The following is a 16,443-nucleotide window of genomic DNA, read 5'->3' as shown; positions in this document are numbered from 1 at the left end:
AGGCAACTTGACATGTCGGGCAACTCAGGGATACTCTTCTAATATTCCGAAATTGCGCAGGTGTCCGCTCGTCCCAAGGCTGTCGCATATGGCATCTGCGGGCCTCTGCAACTGACTGCGTCGCAGGCGGGAGAGGGGAACGCGTCTCGTTCGCGGCCGCAGCCCAGGTCGTGAACCCATGAAGTGGGAAGGGCCCGCACTGTAGGATGACGACTATGCGCCAAGCCTTGCGTGCATGATGCTCCATCGATAGTCCGTGGCGGGACTGGCTCACCTCAGCGAGTTCGTCCATCCAGCCCAATCCAGGAACGCTTAACTATGCCCACCGTCTATGGCGAAGGTCGTGGCTTCCGTGTTGTCTGGCTGCTCGAGGAACTAGGGTTGGCTTATCGGCTGCGCCCGGTCGATCTGTTCGCAGTCGAGAATGATCGCGATTTCCTCGCCATCAACCCTGCCGGCTTCATTCCGGTACTGCAGGACGGCGAGACGATCATGGTCGAATCGATCGCGATTCTCGAGTACCTGCTCGCCCGGCACGGCTCAGGTTCGCTTGCCGTCGCTCCGGACGATCCCGCCTTCGCGTCCTATCTGCAATTTCTCCATCTGGGCGAGGCCGGGCTCGCCGGGCCGATGAACGCCGTCATTGTCGGTCGCCAACTGGCGCCCGAAGCCGAGCGAGATGCCCGGGTTACCTGCTGGGCATTCGAGACCTTCGAGAGCCGGCTGGGGTTGGTTATCCGCCGCCTCGCGGATTGCCCCTATCTCGCCGGCGACCGATTCACCGCTGCCGATATCTCGGTGAGCTACGCCCTTCTACTCGGCATGCGAACCGGCAACTACGTCCCCGGTCCTACCGAGCGGGACTATCTCGCCCGCACGACGGCACGCCCTGCCTACACGCGAGCGATGGAAAGCTGCCAGGCCACCAAGGCTTGGGCGGCGAGATCACCGGGATTGTAGTGCTCGCTTCAAGCCGGCTGTGGCTCCACGCTTACAAGTCCACTGCCCGGGCTGTGTACTCATTAGCGGCTGGCGCTGATGTGCGCTCAACCCCCACAGCGGCGAAAAAGCGGTCATCTCCCGAGATCGCCGAACGGCCGCAAGCGGGAGTGCCGCCTACTTCCCTCGATACCGAAGAGCTTCAACCAGCAGCGAGAATGCCGGTGAAGGTTGACGACGGCTAGGGTAGTACAGGTGGTATCCGGAAAATGGAGGACACCAATCCGACAGTACCCGAACGAGCCGTCCGTCGGAGACGTAGGGCTGCACGTTACGCTCCATCAGGTATGCGAGGCCAAAGCCGTTCAACGCCGCTTGCAGGAGCGGGCCTGCGCCGTTGAAGACGAGCTGGCCGTCGACCCGCACGTTGAGCGCGCGCCCGTCCTTCTCGAATTCCCAAGCGTAGAGCCCGCCATGGGTCGGCAGGCGCAGGTTCAGGCAGTTGTGGCTGGTCAGATCCTGGGGGGTGCGCGGCCTCTTTCGGTTGGCAAAATATGACGGAGCGCCCACGACCGCGGACCGCAAATCCGGTCCGACGCGAACGGCAATCATGTCTTTGGCGACCAGCTCGCCAGGTCGGATACCGGCGTCGTATCGCTGCGCAACGATGTTCGCGAGGCCGTAGTCGACAATGACTTCGACACTGATGTCCGGGTAATTCGGCAGGATCTTCGCCAGGGCGGGCAGCAGGATCGCTTCGGCGGCGTGTTCGGTCGCCGTGATCCGGATGTTGCCGGCCGGTTTCTCCCGCGACTCGCCAAGGGCCGACAGCTCGGCGTCCATTTCCTCAAATTTCGGCCCGACGCTTCGGAGCAGGCGCTCTCCCGCCGGAGTCGGCGCAACGCTTCGCGTGGTGCGGTTGTACGCCGCGGCCTCTCGGCTCAACAATCGGCGTCTCTGGAATACTGGATCACCCGCATGCGCGTGTGATGACACTGAGCAAGCTGAGTAAGCCAATTCCGTCACTCTGAGCAGCGCCGCCTATTCGACGAGATCCAGCATTTTGAAAGGTCAGCAATGGTAGAGAGCTTCGAAGGAAAGGTTGCGCTTGTTACCGGCGCCGCTGGTGGCATTGGTCTGGCGACAGCCAGGGCATTTGGTGTTGCAGGCGCGTCCGTGGTCGTTGCAGACAGCAACACAGCGTTGCTCGAAACTGCCGCTGCTGAACTGCGATCCGCGGGTCATGACGTCCTTGCCGTCGGCTGCGATGTAACGGATCGGGGCCAGGTGAACGCAATGATCGAGCAGGCGATCGAGACTTACGGGAAGCTCGATGCAGCTTTCAACAATGCGGGCATCAACTGCGATGCTGCGCCATTGGTTGAAACGGAAGATGCCGAGTTTGACAACATCATCGATGTCAATCTGCGCGGTGTGTGGAACTGCATGAAGGCGGAGCTTCGCCACATGACCGCACAAGGAAGCGGCGCAATCGTCAACTGCTCGTCGATCGGCGGGATGAGGGGCTCCAAAGGGCGCGCCGCCTATTCCGCCAGCAAATTCGGGGTGATAGGTCTCACCCGCGCCTCCGCACTCGATTATGCCGGGAAGGGCATCGGTATCAACGCAGTATGCCCGGGCATCATCGGCAATACTCCGACGGCGAAGCGGGTAACAAGGAACAACGATCCAGAGATCGTCAAGGCGTTCGTAGCAGCCGAACCGATCGGACGCCTTGGTGAACCTGAAGAAATCGCTGCCGCTGTTCTATGGTTATGCGGTTCGGCGGCAAGCTTTGTGGTCGGCCATGCCTTGGTGGTCGATGGAGGTATTTTGGCCTGACCAGCGGGTGAATGACGTCGCGCCGCCAGAGCAGCATCAGTCCGGGACGCCGGCCGCCTTCAGCGTCTCGCGATAGGTCGCGGACATCGCTTCCACCGGAAAGGGAATCCGCGACAGGAAGCCGGAAATCGAAAACTCCGGGTCGACCTTGAGCAATTCGCGCGCGATCTGGGCCGCGCGTGCGGTGTCGCCGGTCCTGACCAGCGCCACGATCAGGACGCGCAGCGCCACCGCGAAGCGGCGGTTCTGCGCCAGCGCCTTGTCGGCCCACATTACCGCCTCGGCAAAATTCCGGTCGAGCACCGCGCAGATCGCGAGCGCCGCGGCGGCGAACCAGCCGCGCGGGTCGCGCGGGTTCAGCCGTTGCGCGCGCTCGATCATGGCGCGGCCGGCTTTCTGATTACCGCGCATCGCCTCGATCCAGCCGCCGAGCACCAGCGCCATCGCCGAGTTCGGATTGATCGCAAGCGAACGCTCGAACAAGTCGCGCGCGGGCTCGATCTCGTCGGCCATGTTCCAGATCGCGAATGCCGCCATCCACAACACCTGCGGGTCACCGGGCGCCAGCTCGACCGCGCGCCAGGCCTGCGCGACCGCGCGTTCCCGGTAGGCATCGTTCGGCTTCAGCCAACCCTGGACATGGCGCATCGCATGACAATAGGCCGAGGCCGCCAGTGCGGGCGCGTAGGCGGGGTCGAGCGCCAGCGCCTGGTCGAGGCAATCGAGCGCCGCTTCCATGCTCTCGGGCGTGAACTCGTAACGCAGGCTGTAGGCGCGCAGCAGCAGGTCGTAGGCGTCGAGCCTGTCGGGCGGCGCTGCCCGCAGCCGTTCGGCTTCCGCGACGAGCAGGGTCGGCTCGATCGCGCCGACCACGTTCTCGGTGATGCGGTCCTGCAGGTCGAACACGTCGGTAGCGGCGCCATCGAACCGGTCGGCCCACAGATGCGCGCCGGAGACGGCGTCGATCAGCTGCCCGGTGATCCGCAGCCGATCGCCGCCGCGGCGGACGCTGCCTTCGAGCACATAGCCGACGCCGAGATCGCGGCCGACCTGGCGGATGTCGACCGCCTTGCCTTTGTAGGTGAAGGCGGAGTTGCGCGCGATCACGGTGAGGCGGCTGCAACGCGCGAGCGCGGTGGTGATGTCCTCGGCGATCCCATCGGCGAAATAATCCTGTTCGGGATCGCCGCTCATATTGGTGAAGGGCAGCACCGCGATCGACGGGCCCTCGCTCGGCCGCGGCGGGCTGGCATTGTCTGCAACCGGACGATCGTGCGCGGTGTCCTCCCTGACATCGCCGACAAAGCGGAGACCCTTGCGGGGCAGAGTGCGGATCAGCCGCTGCTCCTCGCCATTGTCGCCGATCGCCGTCCGCGCGGCGTTGATCCGGCTGCTCAGCGTCGCTTCCGAGACGATCCGGCCGTGCCAGACGGCGGCCAGCACCTCGTCGCGGCTGACCACCCGATCGCGGGCGCGGATCAGGAACTCGATGAGGTCGAAGACCTGCGGCTCGACGGCCACCAGAGCATCGCCGCGGCGCAGCTCACGGCGCTCGGAATCGAGGGTCAAGTCGTTGAAATGGTAAGTCAAATCGAAGAGTCCGGCGGCCGGCGGCTGAGTTCGTGGCGGAACCTAGCACAGGCTGGGTGGAGCCAAAATCACGACGCCCTGAAGGACAAATCCACGTCCTCTGAAAGCGGACGGGGGCGGTCTCTGCAATATTCAATCCCGACACCAGACTTAAGGAGATCGCCATGTCGCAGTCCATCAATCAGCAGCGCCGCCGCTTCCTTGGCATCGCCGGCGGGATCCTTGCCGCTTCCCGGTTCGGGTTCGTCGGTTCCGCTCAGGCTCAGTCCAAGCCGGCGCTGCCTGCGATCAAGGCCGGCGCCCACACCACGATCGGTCCGGTCAAGCAGATCAATGCCGGCGTGCTTGATACCGGCTATGTCGAGATGGGTCCTGCGTCCGGTCCCGCGATGATCCTGCTGCACGGCTGGCCCTACGACATCCACAGCTATGCCGACGTCGCGCCGGCGCTGGCCGAGGCCGGCTACCGCGTGATCGTGCCGCATCTGCGCGGCTATGGCACCACGCGCTTCCTCTCCAGCGACACCATGCGCAGCGGCCAGCCGGTCGCGGTCTCAGCCGACATCATCGCGCTGATGGACGCGTTGAAGATCGAGAAGGCCGTGCTCGGCGGCTATGATTGGGGCGCGCGCACCGCCAACATCATGGCGGTGCTCTGGCCCGAGCGCTGTAAAGCCATGGTCTCGGTGAGCGGCTATCTGATCGGCAGCCAAGCGGCCGGCAAGATGCCGCTGCCGCCGAAGGCCGAGCTGCAATGGTGGTACCAGTTCTATTTCGCGACCGAGCGCGGCCGCGAGGGCTATGCCAAGAACCGGCACGATTTCAACAAGCTGATCTGGCAGCTGGCGTCGCCGCAGTGGAAGTTCGACGACGCCACCTACGACCGCAGCGCGGCCGCCTTCGAGAATCCTGATCACGTCGATATCGTGATCCACAATTACCGCTGGCGGCTTGGTCTCGCCGAGGGCGAGGCGAAGTACGACGCGTTCGAGAAGACGCTCGCCCAGGCGCCCGTGATCGCGATCCCGACCATTACGATGGAGGGCGATGCCAACGGCGCGCCGCATCCGGAGCCCGCGGCCTATGCCAAGAAGTTCTCCGGCCATTACGAACATCGGCTCCTGACCGGCGGCATCGGCCACAATCTGCCGCAGGAGGCGCCGCAGGCCTTCGTCCAGGCCATCATCGACGTCAGCAAGGTCTGAGACGGAGCGGATCGAGGATCATGAGACAGGTTTTGAAATGGGCAGCTGCCGCGATCGCGGCAGCCTGCATCAGCGCGTCATTGCCGTTTGCCGTCGGACATGCCGATGACGCCGCACTGGCATCGCCGATCTTCGGCGTGAAAATCCCCGACGGCTATCGCGACTGGAAGCTGATCGCGGTCGGCGAGGAGACCGGGCTCGACGAACTGCGCAGCGTGCTCGGCAACGCGACCGCCGTGAAGGCCTATCAGGACGGCGCCGCGCGTTTCCCCGACGGCACCGTGCTGGTCAAGCTGGCCTGGAAGCGTAAGCCCGTTGATGGCCTCAACGGCGCCTTCATCGCGGGGCCGGCGACCACGGTCCAGGTCATGGTCAAGGACGCGGCCAAATATGCATCGACCGGAGGCTGGGGGTTCGGCCGCTTCGTCGACGGCAAGCCGGTCGATGCCGCTCAGCACGAGACCTGTTTCGCCTGCCACGAGGCCCATGCCAGCGATCACGATTTCGTCTTCACGCACTATGCGCATTGAATGCCGGCAATATCGGTGTGGAGACCTGATGGCTCCGATCTGGCGCCGGGATTGCCGCGAGGCTAATTTCCCGCCGCAATCGCATGCGGGGAACGGCATTGACCATCACCATCTACGGCATCAAGAACTGCGACACCATGAAGAAGGCGCGGGCCTGGCTCGACGATCACGGCGTCGCCTACGACTTCCACGACTACAAGACCGCCGGGATCGCCAAGGATAAGCTCAAGCAGTGGAGCGACGAGGTCGGCTGGGAGACACTGCTCAATCGCGCCGGCACCACCTTCAAGAAGCTGCCCGATGCCGACAAGGAAGGCCTGAACGAGCGCAAGGCGCTGGCGCTGATGGCCGAGCAGCCCTCGATGATCAAGCGCCCGGTGCTCGATCTCGGGGGCAAGCGCGTGGTCGGCTTCAAGCCGGACATCTACGCCAAGGAAGTGCCGGCGAAGGCGCGCAAGAAGGGCTAAGGCGCTTCCAGCGATGCCGCGACCGCTTCGCGAGAAGTGACGAGTCTAGATCAGCTCGACTGATTCATGGCTCGCCGGACCATCTGTGGGCACGAACCTGCGGTCGATCACGGCCCGCTCCGTGACCACCGGGGCCGACTTCGCAGCCACGCCCATCAGATTGTGCAGCCGGAAGCCGCCGTCGATGCTGATCGCCTTGTAGGAGCCGATGATGTGCTCGACGCTGTCGCCGCGTCCGAACGGCAGCAGCAGCCGCTCATAGGACACGTCCTTGCCGTCGGCGTCCGTGACCTCCGCAACCGTATAGGTCGGACGCTTGCGCGCGAGGCAAGCACGATAGGACAGGATCACGCCGGCATAGCGCTCGGGGCCGATCGCGTCATCGAGATAGCGGTTGGTGCGCAGCCGCGGCTCGACGTGCTCGTTGCCATAGGCCGTCGTCAGCCTCGCGCCTTCCTGCGTGATCAGGAAACGGGCGGCCTCGCCACTGCCGACCACGTCAAAGCCCATCATGTCGGCGCGCTCGTCGGCGGTGCCCTCGGTGTGGAAGTCGCACAGCAGGGGAAGCGCGTCCGGCATGCGCAGCGCGCGCAGCCAGGCGTTCAGCAGCACACGCTGCGTGATCGATTTGACCACCGATGGATCGGCGCTTCGGAATTGCATCGGCTAGCCGAACTCAGGCACAAAGGGGATGCGGCCAAAGACAAGTTCATCGATCTGCGGGATGGTTTGGCTGCGGGCATAAAGTCGCAGCCACGTGCCGAGGAAATCACGTTGCGGGATCGATTTGACGACCGAAGAATTGGCGCGCTTGAAATGCAAGGCTCTAGCCGTTCATCATGCAATGGCCGGAGCTTCGGCGAGAGGCGCAAATATTCTATGAAAGTGGGAGTCCGGAGCAAAACACCGTTAACGACCGCTTTCCCGAGGCGCAAAGCGCACCGAAATGCCATTCGACTAAGGATCAACCGGAACCGGTCACGCTGATGCCGCACTGCACAGCTTTCCACCTTGCGTAACTGCCGCAGATGACGGCATATTCCGGCCCGGAGGCGACGGGCCCCGGACGGTTTCCAAGACGGATCGGACGCCTGTCGGACACGAAAAAAGCTGGCCACGCGGGCGAGGGGCTTCGCAGCGATGGCGTATGGGGGAATCTATTTGGCCGATGAGTTCATCCTCGAAACCAGCGGATTGACCAAGGAATTCGCGGGTTTCTTCGCCGTTCGCGACGTCGCGTTGAAAGTGCGTCGGGGCAGTATCCATGCGTTGATCGGGCCGAACGGCGCCGGCAAGACGACCTGTTTCAATCTGCTGACCAAATTCCTGAAGCCGTCGGCAGGCCAGATTCGCTACAAGGGCCACGACATCACCGCGATGCCGCCGGCCGACGTGGCGCGCCTCGGGCTGGTCCGTTCGTTTCAGATTTCGGCGGTATTTCCGCATCTGACCGCGCTCGAGAACGTTCGCGTGGCGCTGCAGCGGCAGCACGGTTCGTCGTTCGATTTCTGGCGCTCGAAAAGCGTGCTCGACCGCTTCAATCCGCGCGCCCACGAGCTCCTGAACGACGTCGGCTTGAGCGAATTCGCCAACACGCCGGCGGTGGAGATGCCGTACGGCCGCAAGCGCGCACTTGAAATTGCAACGACGCTCGCGCTCGACCCCGAGATGATGCTGCTCGACGAGCCGATGGCCGGCATGGGCCACGAGGACATCGACAAGATCGCGGCGCTGATCAAGCGGATCTCCGCGAAATACACCATCCTGATGGTCGAACATAACCTCTCGGTGGTGGCCAACCTCTCCGACATCATCACGGTGCTGACGCGCGGGCAGGTGCTGGCGGAGGGCAACTACGCCGACCTCTCCAAGGACGAGCGCGTGAAGGAAGCCTATCTGGGAGCGGGTCATGGCTGAGGCAAAACTGGCGGAGAAGCCCGTCGCTGCGGCCGGCGCCGACGTGCTGACGGTCAAGGATCTGCAGGCCTGGTACGGCGAATCCCACATCCTTCACGGCATCAATTTCAACGTGAAGGCCGGCGAGGTGGTGACGCTGCTCGGCCGCAACGGCGCCGGCAAGACCACCACGTTGAAGTCGGTGATGGGCGTCATCAACAAGCGCTCCGGCTCGATCCGCTTCGACAATCAGGAAATCATCCGCGCCACCTCGGACAAAATCGCGCGGCTCGGCATCGCATTCTGTCCCGAGGAGCGCGGCATTTTCGCCAGCCTCGACGTGCGCGAGAACCTGCTGCTGCCGCCGGTGGTGCGCCCGGGCGGCCTGCCGCTCGACCAGATCTTCACGCTGTTTCCCAACCTGAAGGAGCGCCTCACCAGCCAGGGCACCAAGCTCTCGGGCGGCGAGCAGCAGATGCTGGCGATTGCGCGCATCCTGCGCACCGGCGCGCGCTTCCTGATGCTGGACGAGCCGACCGAAGGGTTGGCGCCGGTCATCATCCAGCAGATCGGGCACACCATTGCGCGCCTGAAGTCGCAGGGATTCACGATCCTGTTGGTCGAGCAGAATTTCCGTTTCGCCTCGACCGTTGCGGACCGCTATTACATTGTCGAGCACGGCAAGGTGATCGACGGCTTCGCGAATTCCGAGCTGTCGGCCAACATGGACAAGCTCCATACCTATCTCGGTGTCTGATATCGCCAGAACCAGAAAATTTAGGACGAGGGAATACGACATGAAGAACAAGATTTCGGCGCTCTTGCTCGGCACCGCGATGGTGCTGTCCGCCGCAAGCGTCGCCTCCGCCCAGGAAAAGCTCGACAAGGCGGTCAAGATCGGCGCGCTGTCGGACCAGTCCGGCCTCTACGCGGATCTCGCCGGCCCCGGCTCGACGCTGGCGGCGCAGATGGCGATCGAGGACTCCGGCCTCAAGGCCAAGGGCTGGACCATCGACCTGATCTCCGGCGATCACCAGAACAAGCCCGATATCGGCACCACCATCGCCCGCCAGTGGTTCGACGTCGACAAGGTCGACACCATCGTCGACGTGCCGAATTCCGGCGTCGCGCTCGCGGTCAACAACGTCGTGAAGGAAAAGAACGGCGTCTACATCAATTCAGGCGCCGCCACCTCGGATCTCACCAACGCGCAGTGCTCGCCGAATACCGTGCACTGGACCTACGACACCTACATGCTCGCCCACGCCACCGGCCAGGCGCTGGTGAAGGCGGGCGGGGACACCTGGTTCTTCCTCACCGCGGATTACGCGTTCGGCGCCGCGCTCGAGCGCGACACCACATCCGTCGTCACCGCCAATGGCGGCAAGGTGGTCGGCGGCGTCAAGCATCCGCTCAACACCGCTGACTTCTCCTCCTTCCTGCTGCAGGCGCAGGCTTCCAAGGCCAAGATCATCGGCCTCGCCAATGCCGGCGGCGACACCACCAACTCCATCAAGCAGGCGGCCGAGTTCGGCATCGTCAAGGGCGGCCAGAAGCTCGCGGCGCTGCTGCTGTTCCTCACCGACGTCAAGGCGATCGGGCTCGAGACCGCGCAGGGCCTCAACTTCACCGAGACGTTCTACTGGGACCTCAACGACAAGACCCGTGCCTTCTCCAAGCGCTTCTCGGACCGGATGAAGAACAGCGCGCCCCCGACCATGGTGCAGGCCGGCGTCTATGCGGGCCTCATGCATTACTTCAAGGCGCTGGAAGCGCTCGGTGGCAATCCGCATGACGGCGCCAAGGTGGTCGCGAAGATGAAGACGATCCCGACCGACGATCCGCTGTTCGGCAAGGGCGAGGTCGAGGCCAACGGCCGCGTCACCCACGATGCCTATCTGTTCGAAGTGAAGAAGCCCTCGGAGTCCAAGGGACCGTGGGACTTCTACAAGCTGGTCGGCACCGTGCCGGGCAACCAGGCCTTCACGCCGCTCGACAAGAGCGCCTGCGCGCTTCTGAAGAAGTGACGATCATGCCCGCCGGCCATGCGCGTGGCCGGCGGGCTTCATCTATCTAGCGAAAGCTCATTCGATGCAGGCTCTGTACGCACAGCTTCTGGTGGGACTGATCAACGGCTCGTTCTACGCGCTGCTCAGTCTGGGGCTCGCCGTCATCTTCGGCATGCTCAACATCATCAATTTCGCGCATGGCGCGCTATACATGATGGGCGCCTTCGTGGCGTATTTCCTGCTCAACCTGGGCGGCATCAATTACTGGTGGGCGCTGATCATCGCACCCGTCGTGGTCGGCATCTTCGGCATGATCCTCGAGCGGACCATGCTGCAATGGCTGACCGGCCTCGATCATCTCTACGGATTGCTGCTGACCTTCGGCATCGCGCTGATCGTGCAGGGCGTGTTCCAGAACTATTTCGGGTCCTCGGGCCTGCCTTACTCGATCCCGGATCAGCTCAAGGGCGGCGTCAATCTCGGCTTCATGTTCCTGCCGATCTATCGCGGCTGGGTCGTCATCTTCTCGCTCGTGGTGTGCCTTGCCACCTGGTTCCTGATCGAGAAGACGCAGCTCGGCGCCTACCTGCGCGCCGCGACCGAGAACCCGACGCTGGTGCGCGCGTTCGGCATCAACGTGCCGCGCATGATCACGCTGACCTACGGGCTCGGCGTCGGTCTTGCCGCGCTTGCCGGCGTGCTGTCGGCGCCGATCAACCAGGTCCGCCCGCTGATGGGCGCCGATCTCATCATCGTGGTGTTCGCGGTGGTCGTGATCGGCGGCATGGGCTCGATCATGGGCTCGATCATCACCGGCTTCGCGCTCGGCGTGATCGAGGGACTGACCAAGTATTTTTATCCCGAGGCCTCCAACACCGTGGTGTTTGTCCTGATGGTGGTGGTGTTGCTGGTGAAGCCAACGGGACTGACGGGACGGGCGGCTTGATATGTCAGCATTGACCGACGATACACTTCCGATCACGCCGCGCGCGATGCGCGACGAGATGATCGTATTCGCCGCGATGGCGCTGCTGCTGGCGATCGTGCCGTGGACGGGGATCTATCCGTTCTTCGTCATGCAGGCGCTGTGCTTCGCGCTGCTCGCCTGCGCCTTCAACCTCCTGATCGGCTATGGCGGCCTGCTGTCGTTCGGCCACGCGATGTTCCTCGGCACCGCCGGCTACGTCTCGGCCCACGCGCTGAAGGTGTGGGGGCTGACGCCGGAGCTCGGCATCCTGGTCGGCACCGCGGCCGCGGCCTTGCTCGGCCTGGTCACCGGCTACATCTCGATCAAGCGGCAGGGCATCTATTTCTCGATGATCACGCTGGCGCTGTCGCAGCTGCTTTACTTCCTCTATTTGCAGGCGCCGTTCACCCATGGTGAAGACGGCATCCAGGGCATTCCGCAAGGCCACCTGCTCGGCATCTTCGATCTCTCGAAGCCGCTGGTGCTTTACTATGTCGTGCTGGTCGGCTTCCTCGCCGGGTTCCTGCTGATCTACCGCACCATCAACTCGCCGTTCGGCGAGGTGCTGAAGTCGATCCGCGAAAACGAGCCGCGGGCGATTTCGCTTGGCTACAAGACCGACCAGTACAAGCTGCTCGCCTTCATCCTGTCGGGCACGCTGGCGGGCTTTGCCGGCTCGCTGAAGGTGTTCGTGGCGCAGAATGCCTCGCTCACCGACGTGCACTGGTCGATGTCCGGTGAAATCGTGCTCATGACGCTGGTCGGCGGTCTCGGCACCATCTTCGGCCCGGTGGTCGGCGCCTTCGTGATCATCGCCATGCAGCAATATCTCGCCGGTTTCGGCCAGTGGGTGACGGTGATCCAGGGCGTGATCTTCGTGGCCTGCGTGCTGCTGTTCCGGCGTGGCCTGGTCGGTGAGCTGGCCCATTTGTTGCGGCGGTCGCTGTAGGGCAGGTCCCGGCGACTTTCGGCCGACATAGCGGTGGACGACCGCCCGCTCGGGCGGTCGATCCCGATGCTTTCCCCGCCAGATGCTCTATGACAGTTCTGTGACAGTCGCTAAAAGGGCTGTCCCGGAATGATGGAACTGAGACATGCTGCGCTGGTTTCGCGCCTTCCTGCCCAAGGAAGAGCGGTTTTTCGACCTGTTCGCCCGACACGCCCGGACCTCCGTGCAATGCGCATTGGCGTTGCAGGACATGCTGAAGGGCGGGGAGGAGACTCCGGTCTTTTGCCAGCGCGTCAATCAGTTCGAGAACGACGCCGATAGCGTCACCCGCGAGGTCCTGACCGCGGTTCGCCGCACCTTCATCACCCCGTTCGATCGTGGCGATATCAAGAACCTGATCACCTCGATGGACGACGCGGTCGACCAGATGCAGGCGACCGCAAAGGCGGTCATGCTGTTCGAGGTGCGCGAGTTCGAGCCGCCGATGCGCGAGATGGGCGGCCTGATCGTCGAATGCGCCAATCTGGTCGGCCGCGCGCTGCCCCTGTTGCAGTCGATCGGCCACAACGTCTCGATGCTGACCCAGATCACCGAGGAACTGACCAAGCTCGAGGGCCGGGTCGACGATCTCCAGGATATCGGGCTCAAGGAGCTGTTCCTGAAGCACCGCGACGCCAACACGATGGACTACATCGTCGGCGCGGAGATCTACGACCATCTCGAGAAAGTGGCCGACCGTTTCGACGACGTGGCGAACGAGATCAACTCGATCGTGATCGAGCAAGTCTGAGCATGATCCGGAAAAGTGTGATGCGGTTTTCCCTGCGACAAACGCGAAGCGTTTGCGCGGCGGTCATGCTCAACAAAGCACAATAGAGTGGGGCATCACGTGGACGCCACGCTGGGTCTTCCAATTCTGACCATCCTGATCGCGGTCGCGCTGCTGTTCGACTTCCTGAACGGCCTGCACGACGCCGCGAACTCGATTGCGACCATCGTCTCGACCCGCGTGCTGCGGCCGCAATATGCGGTGTTCTGGGCGGCGTTCTTCAACTTCCTCGCGTTCCTGGTGTTCGGCCTGCACGTTGCCAACACGATCGGCACCGGGATCATCGAGCCGTCGGTGGTGGATGCGACCGTGATCTTCGCAGCATTGGTCGGCGCGATCGTCTGGAACGTGATCACCTGGGCGCTGGGCATTCCGTCGTCGAGCTCGCACGCGCTGATCGGCGGCCTGGTCGGCGCCGGCATGGCGAAGGCGGGGATTTCGGCGGCGGTGTGGAGCGGGCTCTCCAAGACCTTGCTCGCGATCGTGCTGTCGCCGCTGGTCGGCTTCCTGCTGGCGCTGGTGCTGGTCGCGATCGTGTCCTGGCTCTCGGTGCGCTCGACGCCGTTCGCGGTCGATCGCGCATTCCGCATCCTGCAATTCGCCTCGGCGTCGCTCTATTCGCTCGGCCATGGCGGCAACGACGCGCAAAAGACCATGGGCATCATCGCCGTGCTGCTCTATTCGCAGGGCCATCTCGGCGACACCTTCGAAATTCCGTTCTGGGTGGTGCTGGCCTGCCAGGGCGCGATGGCGCTGGGTACCCTGATGGGCGGCTGGCGGATCGTCCGCACCATGGGGCTGCGGATCACCAAGCTGACGCCGATGCAGGGTTTCTGCGCCGAAACCGGCGGCGCCGTGACGCTGTTCATGGCGACCTATCTCGGGGTTCCCGTATCGACCACGCACACCATCACGGGCGCCATCGTCGGCGTCGGCGCCGCACGGCGGCTTTCCGCCGTGCGCTGGAATGTGGCGAGCTCGATCGTCTACGCCTGGGTGATCACGATCCCGGCGTCGGCCGCGGTCGCTGCCGCGAGCTATTGGGCGGTGCAGATTCTGAAGTAGCGTTTTCGAGCGAAGTGGAAGCCGGTTCGCGTTAAGAAAATGCGTCCCAAAAAGGAGTAATCAGCCGACCAGCTTCAGCCCGACGATGCCGGCAACGATCAGTCCGATGCTGGCAAGCCGCATCGCGGTCGCGGGTTCGCCGAGCAGGATGATGCCGAGCGCCGCGGTGCCGACCGCGCCGATCCCGGTCCAGACCGCATAGGCGGTTCCAATCGGCAGCGTCTTCAGCGCGAGGCCGAGCAGGATCACGCTGCCGGCCATCGCCGCCAGCGTCAGCACCGACGGCACCAGCCGCGAGAAACCTTCGGTATATTTCAGCCCGATCGCCCAGCCGATCTCGAGCAGGCCAGCGGTGAACAGAATGGTCCAAGCCATCACGAACCCTCCAGATAAGGCAGGGTCGTCCCCGCGAATGGTATGGTGAGGAGAAGGTCGTCCTTCCGGTGCCCATATGGGGATGGTGCGGGCGTTCCGCATTGCGACAAAACGCCCTTGATTGCGCCCGTTTTCCCTGCCAAATGCCCCGCCATGTCCGACATTTCAGTTTCAGCCGAATCGCCGTCCCGCTCGCCGCTTTCAGAGGAAGTGGCGCGACGGCGTACCTTTGCGATCATCTCGCACCCGGACGCCGGCAAGACCACGCTGACGGAAAAGCTGCTGCTGTTCGGGGGCGCCATCAATCTCGCGGGCCAGGTCAAGGCCAAGGGCGAGCGGCGCAACACGCGCTCGGACTGGATGAAGATCGAGCGCGAGCGCGGCATCTCGGTCGTCACCTCGGTGATGACCTTCGAGTTCAACGACCTCGTGTTCAACCTCTTGGACACGCCGGGCCACGAGGACTTTTCGGAAGATACCTATCGCACGCTGACCGCGGTCGATTCCGCTGTGATGGTGATCGACGCGGCGAAAGGCATCGAGGCGCGCACGCGAAAGCTGTTCGAGGTGTGCCGGCTGCGTGACATCCCGATCATCACCTTCATTAACAAGATGGACCGCGAGAGCCGCGACACGTTCGAGCTTCTGGACGAGATCGAGAAGACGCTGGCGCTCGACACGACCCCGATGACCTGGCCGGTCGGCCGTGGCCGCGACTTCCTCGGCACCTATGACGTCGTCAATGGCGGCGTGCGGCTGCTGGAGGGCGGCGGCGCCAAGACCGGCGCCACCGAGCAGATCGACATCGCCGATCTCGGCAAGCGCAATCCCAATCTCGACGTCGCCGAGGTCAAGGACGAGCTCGCGCTGGCCTCGGAAGCCTGCAAGCCGTTCGAGCTCGCGGCGTTCCGCGAGGGCCACCTGACGCCGGTCTATTTCGGCAGCGCGCTGCGCAATTTCGGCGTCGGCGATTTGCTCGAAGGCCTCGGCAAGTTCGCGCCGGCGCCGCGCGCGCAGGACTCGGATTTGCGCAAGGTCGAGGCATCGGAGCCGCGCATGAGCGCGTTCGTGTTCAAGATCCAGGCCAACATGGATCCGAACCACCGCGACCGCATCGCCTTCGCCCGGCTGTGCTCGGGCAAGCTCAGCCGCGGCATGAAGGCCAAGCTGGTACGCACCGGCAAGAACATGAGCCTGTCGAGCCCGCAGTTCTTCTTCGCGCAGGACCGCTCGGTCGCCGACGAGGCCTTTGCCGGCGACGTCGTCGGCATTCCGAACCACGGCACGCTCAGGATCGGCGACACCCTGACCGAGGGCGAGGATCTGACCTTCGTCGGCGTGCCGAGCTTCGCGCCGGAAATCGTCCGCCGCGTCCGGCTGACCGATGCGATGAAGGCGAAGAAGCTGAAGGAAGCCTTGCAGCAGATGTCGGAGGAGGGCGTCGTGCAGGTGTTCCGCCCGCGCGACGGCGCGCCCGCGCTGGTCGGCGTGGTCGGCCCGCTGCAGCTCGATGTGCTGAAGGCGCGGCTCGATGCGGAATATTCGCTGCCGGTCGAGTTCGAGATCTCTGAATTCTCGTTGGCGCGCTGGATATCGTCCGACGACCGCAAGCAGCTTGACGCCTTCATCTCCGCCAACAATTCCGGCATCGCCGACGATGTCGACGGTGATCCCGTGTTCATGGCTAAGAACGAGTTCTATCTCGGCTACACCCGCGAGCGCGCCGAGGGCATCACCTTCTCCAACGTCAAGGACGTGAAGAAGAAGGCGTAGTGGCGCT

17 protein-coding genes and 1 pseudogene are annotated in these 16,443 nt (G+C 63.8%); 13 read left to right on the top strand and 5 right to left on the bottom strand.

What is annotated here, in order from left to right; all coding sequences use genetic code 11:
- Window positions 1-318: 318 nt before the first annotated feature.
- Window positions 319-960, top strand: a complete 642-nt coding sequence (locus tag J2R76_RS09695; RefSeq protein WP_076831869.1) for a glutathione S-transferase family protein — start codon at window positions 319-321, stop codon at window positions 958-960.
- Window positions 961-1,116: 156 nt separating this feature from the next.
- On the opposite strand, the pseudogene J2R76_RS09690 reads toward J2R76_RS09695, so the two are convergent.
- Window positions 1,117-1,860 (bottom strand): annotated as a pseudogene (locus J2R76_RS09690) (LysR substrate-binding domain-containing protein); the annotation flags it as partial.
- 156 nt (window positions 1,861-2,016) lie between these two features.
- On the opposite strand from J2R76_RS09690, the gene J2R76_RS09685 reads away from it, so the two are divergent.
- Window positions 2,017-2,781: an SDR family NAD(P)-dependent oxidoreductase gene (locus J2R76_RS09685; RefSeq protein ID WP_076831872.1), complete on the top strand. Its 765-nt coding sequence runs from the start codon at window positions 2,017-2,019 to the stop codon at window positions 2,779-2,781.
- A gap of 36 nt (window positions 2,782-2,817) precedes the next feature.
- On the opposite strand, the gene J2R76_RS09680 is transcribed toward J2R76_RS09685, so the two are convergent.
- Window positions 2,818-4,371, bottom strand: a complete 1,554-nt coding sequence (locus J2R76_RS09680; RefSeq protein WP_076831875.1) for a winged helix-turn-helix domain-containing tetratricopeptide repeat protein — start codon at window positions 4,369-4,371, stop codon at window positions 2,818-2,820.
- 164 nt (window positions 4,372-4,535) lie between these two features.
- Here J2R76_RS09680 and J2R76_RS09675 point away from each other — a divergent pair, with 164 nt between their 5' ends.
- From J2R76_RS09675 to J2R76_RS09665, 3 genes are all read left to right on the top strand, one after another.
- Window positions 4,536-5,576, top strand: coding sequence for an alpha/beta fold hydrolase (locus J2R76_RS09675; protein ID WP_076831878.1), 1,041 nt, complete (start codon window positions 4,536-4,538; stop codon window positions 5,574-5,576).
- A gap of 20 nt (window positions 5,577-5,596) precedes the next feature.
- Entirely contained in the window at window positions 5,597-6,106 is a 510-nt protein-coding gene (locus J2R76_RS09670; RefSeq protein ID WP_076831881.1) for a cytochrome P460 family protein, read from the top strand.
- 98 nt (window positions 6,107-6,204) lie between these two features.
- On the top strand, window positions 6,205-6,573 hold the full coding sequence (locus J2R76_RS09665) for an ArsC family reductase (protein ID WP_085967190.1): 369 nt from the start codon (window positions 6,205-6,207) through the stop codon (window positions 6,571-6,573).
- A 45-nt stretch (window positions 6,574-6,618) separates the two neighbouring features.
- Here the strand turns inward: J2R76_RS09665 and J2R76_RS09660 are convergent, their stop codons facing one another.
- Both J2R76_RS09660 and J2R76_RS09655 read right to left on the bottom strand, forming a co-directional pair.
- Window positions 6,619-7,236 (bottom strand): hypothetical protein, encoded by a 618-nt coding sequence (locus J2R76_RS09660; RefSeq protein ID WP_076831882.1) that lies wholly within the window; start codon window positions 7,234-7,236, stop codon window positions 6,619-6,621.
- A gap of 3 nt (window positions 7,237-7,239) precedes the next feature.
- The gene (locus J2R76_RS09655; RefSeq protein WP_158074228.1) at window positions 7,240-7,395 is read right to left on the bottom strand and encodes a hypothetical protein; all 156 of its coding nucleotides are present in this window, start codon (window positions 7,393-7,395) and stop codon (window positions 7,240-7,242) included.
- A 339-nt stretch (window positions 7,396-7,734) separates the two neighbouring features.
- Here J2R76_RS09655 and J2R76_RS09650 point away from each other — a divergent pair, with 339 nt between their 5' ends.
- The 7 genes from J2R76_RS09650 (at window position 7,735) to J2R76_RS09620 (ending at window position 14,288) form a co-directional block, all read left to right on the top strand.
- Entirely contained in the window at window positions 7,735-8,490 is a 756-nt protein-coding gene (locus J2R76_RS09650; RefSeq protein WP_016839877.1) for an ABC transporter ATP-binding protein, read from the top strand.
- Complete coding sequence (locus J2R76_RS09645) at window positions 8,483-9,226, top strand: ABC transporter ATP-binding protein (protein WP_076831885.1); 744 nt, start codon at window positions 8,483-8,485, stop codon at window positions 9,224-9,226. Before J2R76_RS09650 ends, J2R76_RS09645 begins: the two co-directional genes overlap by 8 nt.
- Window positions 9,227-9,266: 40 nt before the next feature.
- Window positions 9,267-10,496 (top strand): ABC transporter substrate-binding protein, encoded by a 1,230-nt coding sequence (locus tag J2R76_RS09640; protein ID WP_076831888.1) that lies wholly within the window; start codon window positions 9,267-9,269, stop codon window positions 10,494-10,496.
- 64 nt (window positions 10,497-10,560) lie between these two features.
- Window positions 10,561-11,424: a branched-chain amino acid ABC transporter permease gene (locus J2R76_RS09635; protein WP_016839880.1), complete on the top strand. Its 864-nt coding sequence runs from the start codon at window positions 10,561-10,563 to the stop codon at window positions 11,422-11,424.
- A 1-nt stretch (window position 11,425) separates the two neighbouring features.
- On the top strand, window positions 11,426-12,394 hold the full coding sequence (locus J2R76_RS09630) for a branched-chain amino acid ABC transporter permease (RefSeq protein ID WP_057019845.1): 969 nt from the start codon (window positions 11,426-11,428) through the stop codon (window positions 12,392-12,394).
- A 145-nt stretch (window positions 12,395-12,539) separates the two neighbouring features.
- Window positions 12,540-13,184 (top strand): DUF47 domain-containing protein, encoded by a 645-nt coding sequence (locus J2R76_RS09625; RefSeq protein WP_057019846.1) that lies wholly within the window; start codon window positions 12,540-12,542, stop codon window positions 13,182-13,184.
- A 99-nt stretch (window positions 13,185-13,283) separates the two neighbouring features.
- Window positions 13,284-14,288 (top strand): inorganic phosphate transporter, encoded by a 1,005-nt coding sequence (locus J2R76_RS09620; RefSeq protein ID WP_057019847.1) that lies wholly within the window; start codon window positions 13,284-13,286, stop codon window positions 14,286-14,288.
- A 60-nt stretch (window positions 14,289-14,348) separates the two neighbouring features.
- Here the strand turns inward: J2R76_RS09620 and sugE are convergent, their stop codons facing one another.
- A complete protein-coding gene (gene sugE / locus J2R76_RS09615) occupies window positions 14,349-14,663 on the bottom strand; it encodes a quaternary ammonium compound efflux SMR transporter SugE (RefSeq protein WP_016839884.1) in 315 nt (104 codons plus the stop codon).
- Between the two features lie 153 nt (window positions 14,664-14,816).
- Between sugE and J2R76_RS09610 the strand changes: the two genes are divergently transcribed.
- Window positions 14,817-16,436: a peptide chain release factor 3 gene (locus tag J2R76_RS09610; protein WP_028335130.1), complete on the top strand. Its 1,620-nt coding sequence runs from the start codon at window positions 14,817-14,819 to the stop codon at window positions 16,434-16,436.
- Window positions 16,437-16,443: the final 7 nt, after the last annotated feature.

Source organism: Bradyrhizobium sp. USDA 4532, from assembly GCF_024171315.1.
GTDB lineage: Bacteria > Pseudomonadota > Alphaproteobacteria > Rhizobiales > Xanthobacteraceae > Bradyrhizobium > Bradyrhizobium australafricanum.
Note: the sequence above shows the minus strand (reverse complement) of the source record. Positions and strands in the feature narration are given on the sequence as shown.